The following is a 16614-nucleotide window of genomic DNA, read 5'->3' on the forward strand; positions in this document are numbered from 1 at the left end:
TGACCTCACAGTCGGGTGAACTCGACGACAGTCAAAAGCACGAGCCCTAATGTCCCGATGTGCTGCACACGCAGTCGATCCTGTGGTCGATGTCGGTAGCGCCGAAGCAGATCCCACCAGAGCGCAAAGAGGGCGCCGTAGAGTAGGGCTCGCCACCACCGCAGATAGGGCCCTACGGATTCGAATGCCTGCTGCCAGGCCTCGAAGCTGCCCAGCGCAGTGCGGCCGATCCACCCGACCAGTGCGGCGGCCAGGATCATCACTGCGGCAATCCCCAGACTCGAAAGCAAAGTGAATAGCGGTGAGCGTTTCATGGCTCACTTGCGCCTGGCGTCAGCATCTTTGAGTCGACCGGGCTCGGGGTCACCTTGCTCGACGGTACGCGAAGCACCGGCACCACCCGCATGTCGATCGAGTACCAGGCTGGCGGTATTGGTGGCGAGCATCTGCCGGACCTGCAGCTCGGTTTGTAGCAGACGTATTTCGCGCTCCAGGGCGTCGATATTTTTCGTCAAGGCGGTCTGGGCCGGCTCGGCTGAAGCGATGTTCGGTTCGTGACTGCCTGCCAGCAGGGTGCGCAGTAGCAGGAGCGCCTTATCGAGTACGCTGGACAGGGCCGTCTCGCTGGCCAGGCGTCGCGCCAGCAGATCCTGGTCGGGATCGTCGCGCAAGGCTTCGATCACGCCACGGGTCACTGGCAGTATTGGGCTTGAGGCTTTCGCCAGGTTGTCAGGGGTGGGCGACAGTGAGCCGGACAGCAGCCCTTGCAGGGCCTTGAGACGTTCGCTGTAGGCCTCCTGGATCAGCGGCGTCAGCCCGCTGCCGGCGGTCGCACGCAGGGTTTCGCAGGTGTCGCAGGTCGCGACTTCGCTCTCGCCCAGTACGCGGACGGCCCATTCGGATTCCTCTTGGGGCGAGGTCCAAGTCTGGCAAATAGCCCCGCCCAGGCAGTCGCTGCTACTGATCGAGGCGCTCTCATCCACCGACCGGTTATGCAGCAGGTTGTAGCCTGCTCGCACTACGTCGGAAGTCACCCGGATGGGGGACTGCCCACTACCTCCAGCCTTCTGGCCGCCGACCCAGGACACCCCATTGCTGCCGTTACGGGCCTCGGTGTTTTTCACCGCGGCCACAGCATCTCCGCCGGTTTGCTCCAGATTGCCCTGCATTTCCTGGTTCTTGGCCAGCGCGCCCCAGCCGGCTTGACCGACCTTGTCCGCCATCTTCTCGGCCATGGCCTGGCAGGTCAATTTGGAACGATCGAAGTCGATACGCCCCTGCATCACCCCGTTACTCAGCAACTCATAGAGTCCGAGGTTGGCGCGCTGAATGATCAATGCTGGCAGCGACATCACCGCCTGGGTCGCGTTCTGCACGATGCTGCCCATGATCTGCTGGAAACCTTCGGTGGCACCGTTCAGCTGGTTTTGCAGGGTATTAGTGAGGCTCATGTTTCCGCACATCATGTTCGCTCGCCAGGACCCGCCGACACCGAGACCACTGGGTCGGTAGAGCGAGCTCGGTGAGCCCACTGCCGAGCCACCACCGATGGTGTACATCACTCGGTCATCGAGCACTTCGCCTTGAGTGCCCAGGCGGTAATCGCCCTCGGCGGCGTGGGCATGAGTGGCCATAGCGAGTAGCCCGAAGAGCAACAGACTCATCACGCCCAACCAGGGGCGCGCGAGAAACCGGCTCATGAAGCACCTCCTTCGAAGTCGATGCTGAACAGGAAGGTCTGCCCCTCACGTTTGCAACAGCTATAGGGCCGCCACAACGACCAGGCGTAGCCCCCATCCGAACTCTGTACCGGATCGCTTGGGAAGATGGCGCACGTGGGTTGAACCTGAGGGTAGAGCAATTGCCATTTGTGGGTCGAAGCGTCGTTTTCAACGATCGGGCCGGGCGGCCAGTAGCCGTCACGTTTGGCGGGCATGAGCGGTAAATACACATGCGGCTGTCCGTTACGGGTGATGACATCGCCGGCTCGTTGCGTCATGACCGCGGCCGCCTTGAAATCGTCGGGCTGTACCAGAAAGCCCTGCCGGGGATAAACGTTGCCCCACATGTTTCCCGAGGCCTGACTACCGATTTCACGGAGCCCCGGCATGAGCGACTCGGGGTAGAAACTTTCCGGGATGCCATGGCGCCAGGCCAGTGAGTCCAGGGTACTCAGGTAGTAAGGCATGAATGCAGTAGCGCCGCTGGCGCAGGCGTAGCCTGATTGCGAAGCCAGTTCCGTTGCGATCCAGCCACCGGGGTGGCCGATGCCATCAACGTTCTTGAAGCGGGGTAAGTTGTCGCGGCGGGTGTTGGGTGTGATCAGGTTGCCGCCACCGTCCGCACCGCTGATGGGGAAAGAGAGGGTGGCCATCGCGCCCCAGGGATTGTTGCCGGTGGTGGTGTAGCTCGAGACCACCAGTTCAGGAATGAAATGACGAACCTTGGTCGAGGTTTTGACCTTGCAGCCGAAGGGCGTGCAGAGGAGCCAGAAACAAATGCCGACGACCCTGTAGTCGAGGCAGTTTTGCGAAAGCACGGAGGACGTGATGCTGGCGGTGTCCAGCGCCACGCTTGGGCCGCACGCCAGCAGGATGCTCAGCGCCAGGGGCCGTAGCTTTGTGGGCGAGATTGACGAGCAGGCAACAGGCATGATCCAGGCTCTCGGTGTATGGCCTGGGCAGGTTCGATTACGGACTGAAGACTGTCAGTGGAAATTATGAAGGCGGATCTATCGGATTTGTGAGCCGTGAGACTATTATTTGACGTGAAGGGCGCTGCGCAGAGTATCGGGTTCTGCAAGTAGCTGATCTGTGGTGATTTCGAGAATATTGGCGAGCTTGCACAGGACCAACAGCGACGGATTGCCCGTGCATCGTTCGATTTGACTGACGTACGTGCGATCCACCTCGGCCATGAGCGCGAGCTGCTCTTGGGTAAGGTTTTTCACGCGTCGCATCAAGCGGATGTTTTCCGCCAGCTGAAGACGAAGCTGTTCGTAGTCTTGAGTCATGCGCGCAAATTGCGCCTTGGGGGACTCTCAATCCACGGGATATAGTCTACATTGGCATTGATCTAGGCCATTTGATGCTCATGCCTGTTATCGAGCGTTCATTTGGCTTCGTTAAGCTTTTCGAAGCTGGACCCAACGTCTAACAATAAATCAGAAATCTAGGGTGTGTATGGACGAAAACTACATTTCAATTCCTGCGGCGGATGGTTGCCCAAGTCTTCTGACACCTTGGGGCAATGAGTTTGCCTCGATGATCGAGCGTGGCGTGCAATGTGCTCAGGCTTGGCTTGATACGCCCGGCGAGATTCCCCTGTGGTGGGAGCTGGCGCAAACCCGCAAGACCTTTCCTGTCGGTGACTGCCAGGATGCCTTCGAAGCCGGATTCCTGTTGAGGATTCAGCAGCGGCTCCGGGGCGTACCGCAATAACCGGTCACTCGCTTTAGAACGCGAGGAATAGATTCCCCTATGCGGGTTCTATTCCTCGCGCTATATCGATCCGTTCAGCTACCCTATACGCCGCTTCCAGTTCTGAGCAGCCGTTCTCTTGCATCAGTGTCCAGCGCTCGGCTTTTTCCTCGGGCTCCGTCATGGCCAGGGTGAGATAAAGACTCGGCGGCACGGCCCGAAACAACGTTTCGAGCTTCTTCGATAGCACGACCCCCTCAGTGTATTTACCCGGCTCCTTACTGGCGGAGAGCAGCAAGGCTTTCTGTGCCGGCGTGAGTTTCTTGAACCGTGCGATCTCTTCGATTTCCGCGGGCGGCATGTTCAAACAAATCCACCATTCGATCATGTTGAGCATGGTCTGCGCGGCAGTGGGAAAGTCGGCAAGGTTTTGCGTCGCCAGCCAGAACCAAGCGCCGAGCTTGCGCCACATCTTCGTGCCCTTGACCACGAATGGCGCCAGCAGCGGGTTTTTGGTGATGATATGGCCTTCGTCGGTGACCATGATGATTGGCCTCCCCAGGTACTGGTCGCGTTCGGCTAGGTTGTTCACGGTGTTCATCAGGCTGATGTAGCTGATGGACATCTGCGCCTCGTAGCCTTCGCGAGCGTAAGTGGCGAGATCGACAATGGTCACATCGCTCTCGGGCCAAGGCGTGCCCTCGCGATCGAACAGTTCACCCTCGAAACCTTGGCAAAACAGGTCGATGGACTCACCCATTTCCTGGGCACGCTCGCGACGCTTCTCCGGCAAGTGTGTGTCAGCGGCGACGCGCAGCAAGGCGTCGCGCACGTTGCGGGTCAGTACCTGGCGACACGCCGCGACACACGTTTGCGCCGCATCGAGAATGCACTCGCGGATCAAGCTGCGATCGGCTCGACTCAGGCGCGCCTCTTCCTTGGCCTCGCCGCCGGTGATCATCAGGCGGGCGGTGATTTCCAGTTCGCCGAGAACATCGCGCTGGTCTTCGCGACTGGTTACCACCTCATCGTCCAGCTCATCGATAGACAGACTCGCTACCTGATCCGGCTGCTCGACCAGGCGCCAAGCGTCGGCGAACGGTGCGAGGCTGACCGAGGCGCCAGGTTTCAATTGGACCTTGTTGACCGACAGGCCCTGTGTCGCGAAGTAGTCGCCCTGCAAGCCGAATGAGTTGCCGGCCTCGACGATAAACAGGCGAGGGCGGTACACGGCCATGACCTGCATCAGTAGGGTGACCAGAGTGGCCGACTTGCCGGCGCCGGTGGGGCCGAACAACAGCAGATGACCATTCATGGCTCGGTCCAGGCGTGATAACGGATCAAAACTCAACGGCGAACCACCACGATTGAACAGGGTGATACCTGGGTGGCCGGTGCCGGTGCTGCGGCCCCACACCGGAATCAGATTCGCCAGGTGCTGGGCAAACATCAGGCGGGTGTACCAGTTGCGCGTGTCGCGGGCCGGGTTGTAAGCCATCGGTAACCAACGCAGGTAACTGTTGCAGGCGGCGACTTCATCGCCTTCGCGTACCGGTTGTAGGCCCGCACCCAGTAGTGCGTTAGCCAGGCTGACCGAGCGCCGGTGCAATTGCTGTTCATCGTTACCGCGCAGGTAGAACGCCAGGGTGCCGCGGTACAGCTTGTGCTGGCGACCGATGATTGCACGAGCCTCTTCAACATCTTGGCGGGTCTGGGTCGAGGCCAGGTTTTCACCGATGGCTTTGCGCGCCAGGCGGTTCAACTGTTCCTCAAGTACATCCTGCGGTTTGACCACCAAGGTTAGGCTCATTACTGTACCTTCGGGTAACTGGTCGAACAGCGCATTCACCGCGTCACCTTTGCGGGTTTCTCCGGTGAGTTGACCAATCAAGGGCGCTCGCCGCAGCTTGTCCACCACCATGACCCGATGGGGTTGATCATCGAAAAACCAGAGCCCGTGCTGGACATCCGAGCGCGGTTCGTTGAAGAACAGCCGCTCGGCGAAGTCATGATCGAAGGGCAGTTCCAGCGACTCGCCGTCGCCCGACTCCGGATAGGTCACGCGGCGGTAGAACTCCTCGGGCGCTTCATCGGTGAGCCTGGGTGCCGGATTGAACCAGGGCACTAACCAGGCATACAGACCTCGGCCATCGACTCGCGTTGTTTGCACCCCGCATGCCTGCAACGAAGCAGCAATACGTTCGCAAGCCTGATGCAGGGATTGCACCGGGCTGAGTCCCGTCTCCTCATCGCCAGACCCGAGCCAGCGATAGACCACCAGTCGCACCCGACGGTTATTGCCGCGCCAGGGCAGGCGCGTCACCACCTTATCCTCAAACAGACCACCGGGCTTGGCGATGGCCTTCAGATGACGGCGGCTGAGCTCTAAATACGCCTCGGTGAAGACCGTGGCTCGCGCGTTGTCCTGGATATAATCGGTGAGCCGGGTCAGGTAGGGGGTGAAGTCGTTGTCGTCCTGACAGAAAAACTGCGCCACCCACGGCGCTTGGTCCAGCTCGTCAAAGCTATCCTGCAGGGCATCCTCGAGGGCGTCGCGGGCGGCCATCAACCAATCGGGTTCGCGCCCTTCAGTGCCAATGGGCAGCAACTCGAACACGGCACCCACCGAGCGGTTGTCATCCAGTAGAAAACACTGCTCGGTGTCGAGGTATTCGACCCATGGCAGGTGATCGGTGAAGCTGGGGTTATGCGCATAGAGTGCAGCTTCATCGGCCGAGGTGGCGCGAGGGCGCAATGGGTGGCGCCAGGCTTTCCATGCAGAAGTGCGGTTGCCCGCATCGCTGGTACGCACTACAAGTCTTCCTGACGTTCACCGGGTAATGCGTACTGCACCTGTTGGTAGAACGGAAAGACGGTCGAGTAACCCGGAACCGGTGCCTGCTCGGTACCACTCAAATGCGGATACACGTACAGCACCAGATCGGGATTGGGCAGGCGCGGGAACAGGTTGCGGATCTCGTTCGCCTCTGTGCGCGTGTACGGTTCCTGGAGAGCCGCGGAGACATCTGCCTGAGCCAGCGGGCGGCGTAACTGTTGTCGAGCATCCAGCAGTTGCTGCTGAGTGCCTTGCGAACCGGCGCCGTTCCAGATATCCATCATGGTTTGCTCGCCATGGGGCAGCAGCGTGTCTTTGTCGGTGGAACACCCCGTCAGGACCCAGCAGAGCAAGCTAATCCAGGTCAGGCAGAGAAGCATGGTCTTTTTCATGGCGAACGCTCCGGCCCTTGGGCTCGTAGTCGATGGTGATCTCATGGTCGAGGTGCAGTGCGACCTGTGCTGCAGGTGGTACGTACACGGCAGCAAAGGCTTCGCCATACAGTTTGTTCACCCACTCGCGGATGTCGCTGACCCCACCACTGAGAATTGAATTCAGTGCGCTATTGCCACTGCTGCTGGTGACTCCGAGCGTACTGCCGCCCGAACTGATCACACTGCTGTTGTTCCGCTCATCCCCGAGCAGCGCTGCGACACCGGCACCGGCGGCAGTGATCAGGCTCTGGCTGCCGAGGTATTGCTGGGCGTTCGAGCGGCGCTCGCCAGCGATGCAAGGAATGCCATACGGATCGGACAGGTAACCGAGCCCGCCACGGATCTTGTCGGTGTTCGAGCTCTGGGTGGTGGACGCAGTGCGGCTGGCTATCGCCTTCGGCTGAGGCACCGTGCGGATGGTGCCATCGGTAAACACAAAGGTAATTGACTCGACCTGTCCGCGTACGCAGGACAGGGTCCAGTCACCGGACGCCGTGCCGCTCATCACGGCCCCCGCGACGTCCGGCAGGTCGATGCCGTTGGCGGTCAGGTTCTCCGGACCGACCAGCACCTTGAAGGGATAGGGGTCATTCACGGTGCCGTCCACCGGGACTCGGCCGATCAGCGCGGTCATGGCGACCGAGCCCATCAGCGTGGCGTTTTCGGGGATCGTGTAGACCGGCTTCGCGCCTTCGGTACGATCAACGGATCGCGTCAGGTCGCGCTCACCCTTGGTAACTGCACGTAGCTGTTTCTGGCTGCGATCAATCGCGTTGTCTTTCAAGCCTTCCAGAGAGTTGAAAGCGGTAGGCAGGCTCAGTGCGGAGGAAGTCGTGGTTTTGCCTCTGGCGTCGGTGGACGGAGCATCCGAGGGTTCAATCCACTGCAGCGCATCATTGGTAGAGTGTCGCCCTTCGAACTGAGCGCCGTCGCCGGGCTCAAGCCCCAATCCGATCGGCATGTCCTTGCTTTTGCCAGCCAGCCCCGACAACTGTTCCTGCAATTGCGTCAGCAGGCCGCGAGCCTGACGACTGTCTTGTTCCGCTTTGAGTCGGGCCTCGTTGGCTTGGCGGCGGCCTTCGTCGACCTGCTGGGTCACACTGCCAAGCGCGCTCTGGATACGCGAATCGACACTGTTTTCCCGCTCGCGTAGGCGGTTGTTTTCCGTCTGCAGTGAGTCATTGTGTTTCTTCAAACCGAGCATGTCGCTGCGCATGGCCTTCACCTGGCCGACCAGGGTGGCGACCGTGTCGCGTGGGGTATCGCCCGCAATGCCGAGCGACTTGGCTTGCTCGGCGGATAATTGAATATTGCCCTGATCAACTGGGTGCTCTGGAGAAGGTGTGCTGCCACCCGGGACCCAGGTTTTCAGGATGATCAGCACCACGCCCAGCAGCGCAGCCGGTACCAGCCATTTGAGCAAGGCGTTAGCTTTCATCGTCAGCACCTCGCGCAACGGGCGGGAGCAGCACGGCGTGCTCGAGGCCGGCACCGCGGGTGACAAGGTAGGCGATCGTGGTGTCTTCAGCGCTGCCGACAAGCCCGAGGAAAGCATGCTGGAAGGCCGCGGCGAACAGTTTGGCCTGAAGTCGACGTGGATCGAGTTGCACCGTCTTTGAACCACGATTGCGCAATTTCACCGCCGTCACCCAGTAATCACCGAGTCGCCAGACGGCGAAGGGTGTGCTGGACACGTTTTCGGTCGGCAGCAGGGTTGGCAGTTCGGTGCGCAGCTTGAGCGGGACGCGGCGTACACCGGGCAGGGACTCCACGGTGCGCAGCGGCGCGTACAGGCTTTGCGCGGCGTAGCGCGTCAAAGCGACCGGGATCGGTGTGCGTTCTGGAACAGGGACGGCGCTAGATTCAGCCTCGGTAGCTTGCCCCTGAGCATTCTTGAGAATACGCACGGGCTCCAGCGGTTGATCGCCAGGCGTGGCCGCGATATCCAGCAGGATGATCTCGCCTGTCGTGACTGATTGCAGTTGCAGGCGGCTCGGGGCAATGGCTTCCGACGCGCGCAGGTACAGCGTGCCACCGGTTGATTGCACGCGCAGCTTGCCCGTCAAGGTTGAGGGCACGCCGACGCGAACAGCCTCATCGACAAAGACCACTCGCTCCTGATTGATCACCAGCGGGACCGCGAGGGGTAGGCGTTCCCAATGCATCAGCTCGACGGCCTGCGCTGCAGCTCCCCATAGCGTTAGTGCGACGGTGAGTCCCAGGGTAGACATCCGCTTCATGGCTCACCTCCAGGCAGGGAGATTTTTTGCGGCGTGCCCTGATAACAATCCAGCGCCAGCCCCCACTTATTGCGTTCGGGGTCCAGATCAAGACGCACCACGCGTAATGGATAACGCACCACCACCCGTTTCACCGGTTCGGCGGCGTAATACTCATCGGCATTGAGGTCGAGCTTGACCAGCCAGCTGTCGCGGTCGAGTTGTTTGACCCTGAGTTCCGGATCCTCGCTGTAACCTCGGCCGAGAATTTCGTAGACCCCACGCACCCGCTGGCGCAGCTCACCGGCGGCCTTGCGATACTCATAATCGCCGTCGAGGAAGGCCTTACAGGCGGGGGTCAGGTAGGACTGCAAGCCATAGATGGCGCGGCGATAATCCTGCTCGCCATCCGAGGGCCAGCGGTTGAGTTGGCCGAAGATGTACAGGGCAAAGGCATAGACATTCTCTGAGGGGATATCCCACCACTTGCGCGTGCTGCCCGAGCGCAGATCCGGGGGTACATGCACGGTCAGATCGGTCGGTGCCGAGCGCCAGCCATACCAAAGTCCGGCACAGACGAGGGCGAGGATCATTACCGCCAGACGCAGGCTGAAGATGTGGGCCTGCTGGGCATCCACCTTGTTCCGAAAACGACTCATGGTTGCCACCGGGACAGGGCAGGGCGCAGTCGACGTGAGCGGCGAACCGTCCAGGCGCCGGAGTGCAGGATCAAATTTCCGTGACCCAGGCGCCAACGGCTGGTGAGTACCCATTCGAGTTTGCGGTACAACCAGGTCTCGGGGCGAGCCCGTTTGGCCCGGCGCAGTAGCGTGCCACCGGCAAATAACACCACGGCCATGCTTGCGATCATGCTGGTCGGCGCCACGGCAATGGAGGCGGTGGCGATCGCCAGAGGAACACCCAGCAGCAGGCCGACGAGTGCGCCGACACCGAGCGCCACCCACATCTCATCATTGGTCAAACCACCCAATACGGCAGGATCGCGATTAAGTCGCTCGGGCAGAAAAACCAAGGTGTCGTCGGCAAGACGCTCGATAGTATCGTTCATGCCGACCTCACAAAATCGCGGCAGCCTTGGTCAGGAACCAGATGATGATCACCACCAGCAGGGCGCCGATACCGACCACAGCGCCGAGATCCTTCCAGGTCTTACGCTGGTTCTGTACGTCGGCATAGACGGTCAGCGAGTGCCAGGCCACCCCCAAGAAAGCGAGTAGGGCGATCAGCAGACCGAGCAGAATACCGCCGTCGTAGGCGTAGTTTTTGATCGTTTCGATCAACCCGGAACCTTCACCACGTGAAGGAGCTTCCATGGTGGGGAGTTCGGCAAAAGCCAAACTTGGACCGAGCACCAGCAGCAGACCGATCAAGCGTTGGCTCGCACGATCACGCAGGTTGTTTTTCAGAGGGGCAAGGCACTTGAGCATGACGGCGATCTCCTGGGTTAGGACAGGGTGAAGAACATCAGAACCAACAACACGAGCAGGACGCGGGCGGCGCTCCCGCCCAACGCACCGAAGCGCACGCTGCCAGCCGCCCAACCCCTGTAAGCCGTCCACATCACCCAGGCACACCACAGCAAAGCCAGCACGAGAACCAGGGAAAGCCAGAGCGTCGAACTGCTCTGCGGTGAGAAACCGGAGGCGTTTTGGAAGGCAGCGGTCTGAGCCTCAGTCATGCTCATGGCGAGGGCTCCGCGGACGGAGTGTCGAGGCGGTAGTCGCCGACCAGTTCACTGGGATCGCGGGGTTGAGCGCGGGAAGGGGAAAGGTAGCCCTGCACACCGTGGCGGATGCGCTGGATGTCTTGGGAAAGACGGAGATAGTCGAAGCGATAGCGCTCGACTGGTTCAGCCGTGCTGGCTGCCTCAGCTTGCGTTGCAAGGCGTTCGATAATGTCGAGCTGCTGCTGGATCAGGCTGAGCTGTTCCTGCTCATGAGCTGATGCGGCATAGCCGCTGCCATGAGCGATGGCCAGTGAAAGGAGTAAAAAGCAACGAAAGACGGTAGTCGACATGATGCTGGTCCATGTGGATATGGAGCTAGCATCAAGTTAGGGGTTGAATTACTCAGTATAAAACGCGAGATGGGATGTATCGCTTTTTTGGAGGCGAGCGGAAGAAGTTTACCCACACATACACTAGCAATCGATCGGGCGAAAAAGAGAGCCCAGTCTAGCAATCCTTCCCCATTAGTTATGTGTTGCTCATAAGGCAATGAGTGGATTCTCTTCTGCTTGAAGCGCGTATGGGTGACGAAGAGTCAATCATCGCTTAGCATGGGGGCGTTCACTTCTCATTTCCCTAACCTGAAGGATGTTTCACATGTCTCGTTTGGCTGAATTTCGCAAGCTTGAACAACAACTGGCCGAACAGCTCGCAGAGCTCGAGTCGATGAAAAGTGACTCCGGTCTGAAAAAAGAAATGGAATTTGAGAGCAAACTACGTGCGTTGCTTGGCGAGTACGGCTTCAGCTTGAAGAACATCATTAGCATCCTGGATCCAGAGGCTGGCCGTCGCACCTCGACACCAATAGCTGCCCCCGTAAAGGCAGTCCGTAAGGCTCGCGAAGTGAAGATTTACAAGAATCCAAACTCGGGTGAGGTGATCGAAACCAAGGGAGGAAATCATCGACAACTGAAAGAATGGAAAGTCGAGTTTGGCGCAGACGTTGTTGACTCGTGGCGTACTCAGTAAGATCGGTTTGATGACCAGGGGCCTGTAAGGGCCCTTTTTTATCGGTGAAAATGATAAATCCAGAGTGCAAGTCTTGACCCAGTCCTGCACCAGTTTAATTGCTGGTTAGATCCTTGATATTCCCCCAAATCTTGGAAGCCTATATTTCATCTGATGCTCTAATCCATAGTGGGAGTCGAGGACGACCTCTAGCCGCTTTATTTGCATTCGTATGGTGTGTCAGTTTTCGGTCGCTGGATAACTATCCTGGCATCGGGATATGTAAAGAAAAACTGGTTTTTCCGAATCAGAGATACTTCTTGAATGTCGTTGCCGTGATTGCCGTAATGATGCCGAGCATCACAGCACAAGGGAAAAACACAGCCATGGGATTGAGCGAAAAGGGTAGGGACAAGTAGATAACCCAGGGCACGATCAGCAGTGGTATCACGGCTCGTTTAGCTCGATGGTAGACAAAGCTACTTTCTCGCCCTGCGCCAAATTTACGTAGGTCCCGGCGCATCAGTCCATCGACAAAACCAGTGAACATGGCCAGCAGAAACAGGGGGATGGCCAGGACCAGAATGGTAAGGCGCACCACGAAGGTAAAGGTGACATACACAGCCGTCAGCATGAAATCCTCAATGGTTACGTAGAACTGGTTAATCCACTCCCAGAAGCCATTGCCATGGTTAGGCCCCCGCGCCTGCTGGGCAAAATCTGCAAAGCCGGTCTTGACCAACAACCACTGATTGAGAAAATCCAGTAACTGGATGATCGTTTGCCCAGGCTGCTGGAGGATGAGTGAAGATTTGAAGTGTTGGCTAAGCCAGCCCAGTTCATTGGTCAGCATGGCCTGGCTGTGCCGCCAGCCCTGATCGCCCCAAAAGAGCAATAGGCCTGCAAACTCGATCAGGATCGAGAACAGCAACGAGGCGATCAGTACACCAATAATGCGTAAAACCAAGCCAATCACCGAGACGATTAATCCTGGGCGCTGGATTGGTTGTGGCGGCGTGTTCTGGGTGGAAGTCGCCATCGTTCACTCCATTGTGCGTTGCAGAGTCGATGCCATCACGATCCTTCTGGATAGTTTTCTGCTGAGTCAAAAACCTGCAGCAGGGGCGGGCTACCCGACCTGATCCAGATCGAAGTTGGTAGTTGGGCCGCCACCGCTTGCGCTCCACCATTGCCCCGCCTGCGCGTTATAGGTCGCCCGCATTCGCTGGGTGAGCTCCTGCAGGTCCTTGGGCATGGCATCGTCGTTGGAGGGTTTTGGCAACGGCATGCGGACTTTCCAGAGCTGCCCACCGGCCTGGAAGGAGAACATTTGCCCCTTGGGTAAACTGACGATATGAGCCGGCTCGATCAAGGGCACGCTGGTGCTACTGACGCGGTCTTGCGAGGAGGACGTGAAGTCCGTGTTGGCCTCAGGATCGGAGGTGTCGGTGGCACCCGACACCAGGGTCTTGGTCAGCACGTTAACCTTGGGCAACTGTTGGGTGAGCAGTTCCGCAGTGGCGGTTTCGCGCACCCGCAGTATCTGCAGGGTGTTGAAGTTACCAATGACCTGGCCGGCCTTGGCTCGGTTGCCGATTCGCGCTTCGATATCGCTCAGGGTTTGGGTGTAGGCCGTCACCTGGATGCCGGCGCCACCGCCCTTGTTGATCAGCGGGATGAACTCATCGCCCATCAACTCATTGAACTCATCGGCGTGCAGGTTGATCGGCAACTTGTCACTATTGTTACCCGATTGGGGCAGACCATGGTCAATGCCATGTTTGTAGATGTGGCCAGCGACCGAGACCAAATCGGCAAACATGGAGTTGCCCACAGCGGCGGCCACCTCGGCGTCGGTCAGCGCATCCAGGCCGACGTAGACGATCCCGCGTTTTCGGATGATCTGCATCCAGTCGAAGATCGGCCGTGGGTCGTCCAGATCGGTGTAGTCGGGGGCCAGCAGTTGGGCTGTCTTGCCTGTGGTGAGTTTCTCCAGCAGCGGCAGTAGCGAGGCCACGATTTTGTCGAAGTAAGTACGGTCATAGCGAACCGCCGAACGCAGTCCATCCAACACAGGATCGAATACCCGTTTCACCGCCAGGTACTGCTCGATGGCCACCACACGCTTTTCGCGCCCGATCATATGTCGGGGAATGTTTTTTTCGGTGAGTTTGCCTTCAAGCTGGACGATCACTTCCCACGCCTTCGGGTCAGTTTTGGCGAAAAACTGCTGGGCGTATTCGATGAACAGGGCGTCGATGTTGACCACATGCCGTTGGATTTGCAGGTAGTCCGGACGTCGGCCCAGCTCGATCAGCGCGCGGGCGATGATGTTGACGAAACGCCAGGCGAACTCACGAAAGGCCGCCGAGTTACCTTCACCACTGAGCTGCCCGGCGATGCGTGACGCCACTTCCGAGATACGCCCGAAACGTCCCACGGCGTTGTAGCGGGCGGAGATCTCTGGCCAGCCTAGATGGAAAACATAAAACTCCTTTTCTCGACCGGCGCGTTTGGCTTCGACATACATCCGCTTGAGCAGGTCGGCATCACCCTTCGGATCAAAGACGATGACCACCTCATGTTCGACGCGGTGAATGTCTTGGGTGATGTACACCTCGGCGAGTCGCGTTTTGCCGACACGGGTCGTGCCCAGCACCAGTGTGTGTCCGACCCGTTCGCCCAGCGGCAGGCTGACTTCCGTTTCGTCGGGCTCGACCCCATGCAACAGCGGTGAGCCACCGACCGGGGGCAAAGGGCGCCACGGATTGAAGGCGCTGTCCCAGGCCGTGACACGCGCCAGTGTCGAGAGCGGAAACGGTGCATGTTCCAGGCGACGTCCGAGTCCACGGGCCAGGCGGTAACGGATCGGTTGGTCGACATAGTGGGCGACCGCCGGATCCTGGGCCTCGACCAAGCGCTGGGTGTGTAGACGGGTCCAGCGAAAGCCGCGACCCATGAACAGACGCTTGTGGCTAACCGGAATCTGCCGACTGGTCAGTTCGTAGCGGGGCAGTCGGCGGATATTGCGTCGATAGCGCAACACCTCCCAGGCTTGGCGCAGCCGGATCAGGCCGAACAGGGCATAGGCCAACGCCGCAACCCGACCGATCTCGGGTGACAGGGCCACAGTCCAGGGCGAGTACACGCACAACACCGCGGCAGCGATGCAGATCGCTACGGTGTACAGCTCCACCGCTGGCCGGAGCTTGGACTCCATCGCATGCTCGGCCATGACCTGGACTCACTGTACCAGTGAGGTGGCAGTGATCAAGACGGGATAGTGCTCAATTTGCAGGCGGGTGGCGATGTCGTTACCGTTGACCGGCAGGATGGTGATGCCTGGAGCAGCTGCTCGAATCCGGGCCAGGGCTTCATTATCGACCACTTCGACGGCGAGGCCCACCGCGCCCATTTCCTGCAGTTCAGGAGCGCGTTGACGCAGCCAAGTCAGCGACTGGGGATCGTCACCAACCAGGAAAAATGGCTGTAAGCCCGGCATGCTCAGGGCGCGAGACGTGATCTGGCCGGGGCTCAAGTGAGAGCTGCGGACGGGCAGTATCCAGGCTTCATCGGCAAACGTGGACAGGTCCGCATGCATGGCCCGATCAGGCTGGGTCCTGTTGTTTATTGGCGGTCTGGAAACTTGAAAATGGGGCCGGCTGAAGTCGCTGGGCTGCCCCCCAGCTATGGTTAGCTCCGGCTGGGCGAACGGTGCCAAGAGCAGGAGGAAATAACAGGTAAGAGATATGGGCTTCATAGCGATGTGCCCTGTTCGAAGGAAGCCAGCAACCGTTCGAGTTGCCGGGAAAAACCGGCGCGGTAACGTGCGGCCGGCGCTCCTCCTGCCGGGCGGTGATAGCGTCCGGCAGTTGACACCCAATCACCGGTGGCGGCGTGATGCTCCTGCAACAGCGCGGCGGTTACGGCGAGATTTCGGTAGGGATCGAGGGCTTCGCAGGGACTGGAAAAACGTTGGCCGTGGTAACCCAGGTTGGTTTGTCCAAGACCGACATCGACCCGCTTGGAGTCATGCAGGGCGAGCGCCTGAAGCAAGGCGTGACAGGCGGCCTGGCGAGTGGCGAAGCGGTAGGGTGTTCCGGCGATGTTCAGGGTCCAAGGCCAGGGCAGCAGTCGACCACGGACGCGGATACCACTCTCCTGCAGGGCAATCGCGAACAGCACCGTAGAAGGGATGTCGGCGTCATGCGCCGCCAATTGGTAGGCAGGAGGCGGAAGTTCGTCAGCCTGGACGGCGAGCATTGTCAGCATGAGCGCAATACCACTCAGTCGAGGCGTTGCCATTGTCCATTCACCTGTTGAAATGTGGCAGGCAATGGCCCCGGGGCACCCAGGTTGAACCAGCGACCACGGTCATGGTTCAAGGTGATCTGCTGGCGTTGGACCTTGACCGGATCGATGTCCGCTTGCCGAGCCCAGCGACGGACGCGTTCATCCTGGCCTTGGCTGCCCACCAGGTAGATATCGAGCGCCGTGTCGCTGCTTTGCAGACGCTGCGCTTCGTCGGTGCACGCCTGGCAGTGGTCCTCCACAAACAGGGCCTGGCGCGGCATGACCGATGAGCTGGCAGGGGGTGGGGACGCCATGCCCTGGATCGGCAGCAGCCCGGGAAACAGCTTGGTCCAGGCCGCGGTGTAAGCGTTTTGGTAAGCCAACTCGCGCTCGGCGCGTTTGGCTTCCAGCGCTACCTGTAATTCGGCATAGCGCTGGCGCTCTTGGTCGGTGTGGGCTTCGACCCCGAGTGCGGTCAACGGATCGAGGTTCGGGCTCCAGAATCCGCGCGGGCCGGCTTGGATCTGTTCGAAGCGCGTCCACTCCTGCTCCGTCAGACCCCAGCTCGCCGCCTGTTCAGAGTCAGAGCGCCCCAGGGGAGCGGACTGCGTGTCCTGGATCCGTGACTGTGTCGCGACGGGGTTGCCCACCGCAGCGCCCATGGCCAGTAGCGAAGCGAGACAGACAACGGCGGGCAGTAGCGTTCTGTTCATGATCA

The 16614-nt window shown here is 59.7% G+C and carries 20 protein-coding genes; 2 read left to right on the forward strand and 18 right to left on the reverse strand.

What is annotated here, in order from left to right:
- Window positions 1-5: 5 nt before the first annotated feature.
- The 4 genes from DK870_RS15070 to DK870_RS15085 all read right to left on the reverse strand — a co-directional run bounded on the left by DK870_RS15070 (window position 6) and on the right by DK870_RS15085 (window position 3013).
- Entirely contained in the window at window positions 6-314 is a 309-nt protein-coding gene (locus DK870_RS15070; RefSeq protein ID WP_161548998.1) for a hypothetical protein, read from the reverse strand.
- A gap of 3 nt (window positions 315-317) precedes the next feature.
- Window positions 318-1700, reverse strand: coding sequence for an integrating conjugative element protein (locus DK870_RS15075; protein ID WP_161548999.1), 1383 nt, complete (start codon window positions 1698-1700; stop codon window positions 318-320).
- A complete protein-coding gene (locus DK870_RS15080) occupies window positions 1697-2653 on the reverse strand; it encodes a TIGR03756 family integrating conjugative element protein (RefSeq protein WP_161549000.1) in 957 nt (318 codons plus the stop codon). The genes DK870_RS15075 and DK870_RS15080 overlap by 4 nt, the downstream gene beginning before the upstream one ends.
- Window positions 2654-2758: 105 nt before the next feature.
- On the reverse strand, window positions 2759-3013 hold the full coding sequence (locus DK870_RS15085; RefSeq protein WP_069551348.1) for a helix-turn-helix domain-containing protein: 255 nt from the start codon (window positions 3011-3013) through the stop codon (window positions 2759-2761).
- A gap of 169 nt (window positions 3014-3182) precedes the next feature.
- Here DK870_RS15085 and DK870_RS15090 point away from each other — a divergent pair, with 169 nt between their 5' ends.
- Window positions 3183-3440: a LasR-specific antiactivator QslA gene (locus tag DK870_RS15090; RefSeq protein ID WP_069551349.1), complete on the forward strand. Its 258-nt coding sequence runs from the start codon at window positions 3183-3185 to the stop codon at window positions 3438-3440.
- A 37-nt stretch (window positions 3441-3477) separates the two neighbouring features.
- Here DK870_RS15090 and DK870_RS15095 read toward each other — a convergent pair whose 3' ends face one another.
- Genes DK870_RS15095 through DK870_RS15135 form a run of 9 tightly spaced genes read right to left on the reverse strand, consistent with a single transcriptional unit; the run spans window position 3478 to window position 10945 of the window.
- Complete coding sequence (locus tag DK870_RS15095; protein WP_161549001.1) at window positions 3478-6231, reverse strand: conjugative transfer ATPase; 2754 nt, start codon at window positions 6229-6231, stop codon at window positions 3478-3480.
- Window positions 6231-6647 (reverse strand): TIGR03751 family conjugal transfer lipoprotein, encoded by a 417-nt coding sequence (locus DK870_RS15100; protein WP_161549002.1) that lies wholly within the window; start codon window positions 6645-6647, stop codon window positions 6231-6233. The genes DK870_RS15095 and DK870_RS15100 overlap by 1 nt, the downstream gene beginning before the upstream one ends.
- Window positions 6610-8127, reverse strand: a complete 1518-nt coding sequence (locus DK870_RS15105) for a TIGR03752 family integrating conjugative element protein (RefSeq protein ID WP_161549003.1) — start codon at window positions 8125-8127, stop codon at window positions 6610-6612. The genes DK870_RS15100 and DK870_RS15105 overlap by 38 nt, the downstream gene beginning before the upstream one ends.
- A complete protein-coding gene (locus DK870_RS15110; protein WP_161549004.1) occupies window positions 8117-8929 on the reverse strand; it encodes a TIGR03749 family integrating conjugative element protein in 813 nt (270 codons plus the stop codon). Before DK870_RS15110 ends, DK870_RS15105 begins: the two co-directional genes overlap by 11 nt.
- Entirely contained in the window at window positions 8926-9567 is a 642-nt protein-coding gene (locus tag DK870_RS15115) for a PFL_4703 family integrating conjugative element protein (RefSeq protein WP_161549005.1), read from the reverse strand. The genes DK870_RS15110 and DK870_RS15115 overlap by 4 nt, the downstream gene beginning before the upstream one ends.
- Window positions 9564-9977 (reverse strand): TIGR03750 family conjugal transfer protein, encoded by a 414-nt coding sequence (locus tag DK870_RS15120; protein ID WP_161549006.1) that lies wholly within the window; start codon window positions 9975-9977, stop codon window positions 9564-9566. The genes DK870_RS15115 and DK870_RS15120 overlap by 4 nt, the downstream gene beginning before the upstream one ends.
- Before the next feature lie 7 nt (window positions 9978-9984).
- A complete protein-coding gene (locus DK870_RS15125; protein ID WP_060738069.1) occupies window positions 9985-10356 on the reverse strand; it encodes a TIGR03745 family integrating conjugative element membrane protein in 372 nt (123 codons plus the stop codon).
- A 17-nt stretch (window positions 10357-10373) separates the two neighbouring features.
- Window positions 10374-10613, reverse strand: a complete 240-nt coding sequence (locus DK870_RS15130) for a TIGR03758 family integrating conjugative element protein (protein WP_161549007.1) — start codon at window positions 10611-10613, stop codon at window positions 10374-10376.
- Window positions 10610-10945 carry an RAQPRD family integrative conjugative element protein gene (locus tag DK870_RS15135; RefSeq protein ID WP_161549008.1) on the reverse strand — a complete coding sequence of 112 codons (336 nt, stop codon included), beginning with the start codon at window positions 10943-10945 and terminating at the stop codon, window positions 10610-10612. Before DK870_RS15135 ends, DK870_RS15130 begins: the two co-directional genes overlap by 4 nt.
- Before the next feature lie 307 nt (window positions 10946-11252).
- Here DK870_RS15135 and DK870_RS15140 point away from each other — a divergent pair, with 307 nt between their 5' ends.
- Complete coding sequence (locus tag DK870_RS15140; protein ID WP_161549009.1) at window positions 11253-11624, forward strand: histone-like nucleoid-structuring protein, MvaT/MvaU family; 372 nt, start codon at window positions 11253-11255, stop codon at window positions 11622-11624.
- A 286-nt stretch (window positions 11625-11910) separates the two neighbouring features.
- On the opposite strand, the gene DK870_RS15145 is transcribed toward DK870_RS15140, so the two are convergent.
- The 5 genes from DK870_RS15145 to DK870_RS15165 form a co-directional block, all read right to left on the reverse strand.
- Window positions 11911-12642, reverse strand: coding sequence for a TIGR03747 family integrating conjugative element membrane protein (locus tag DK870_RS15145; protein WP_161549010.1), 732 nt, complete (start codon window positions 12640-12642; stop codon window positions 11911-11913).
- A 90-nt stretch (window positions 12643-12732) separates the two neighbouring features.
- The gene (gene traD / locus DK870_RS15150; protein WP_161549011.1) at window positions 12733-14838 is read right to left on the reverse strand and encodes a type IV conjugative transfer system coupling protein TraD; all 2106 of its coding nucleotides are present in this window, start codon (window positions 14836-14838) and stop codon (window positions 12733-12735) included.
- A 9-nt stretch (window positions 14839-14847) separates the two neighbouring features.
- Window positions 14848-15363, reverse strand: a complete 516-nt coding sequence (locus DK870_RS15155) for an integrating conjugative element protein (protein WP_161549012.1) — start codon at window positions 15361-15363, stop codon at window positions 14848-14850.
- Window positions 15360-15908, reverse strand: a complete 549-nt coding sequence (locus DK870_RS15160; RefSeq protein WP_161549013.1) for a lytic transglycosylase domain-containing protein — start codon at window positions 15906-15908, stop codon at window positions 15360-15362. Before DK870_RS15160 ends, DK870_RS15155 begins: the two co-directional genes overlap by 4 nt.
- Window positions 15890-16609, reverse strand: a complete 720-nt coding sequence (locus tag DK870_RS15165; RefSeq protein WP_161549014.1) for a TIGR03759 family integrating conjugative element protein — start codon at window positions 16607-16609, stop codon at window positions 15890-15892. The genes DK870_RS15160 and DK870_RS15165 overlap by 19 nt, the downstream gene beginning before the upstream one ends.
- Window positions 16610-16614 lie beyond the last annotated feature (5 nt).

Origin of the sequence: Pseudomonas sp. Q1, assembly GCF_009935975.1 — a bacterium.
GTDB lineage: Bacteria > Pseudomonadota > Gammaproteobacteria > Pseudomonadales > Pseudomonadaceae > Aquipseudomonas > Aquipseudomonas palleroniana.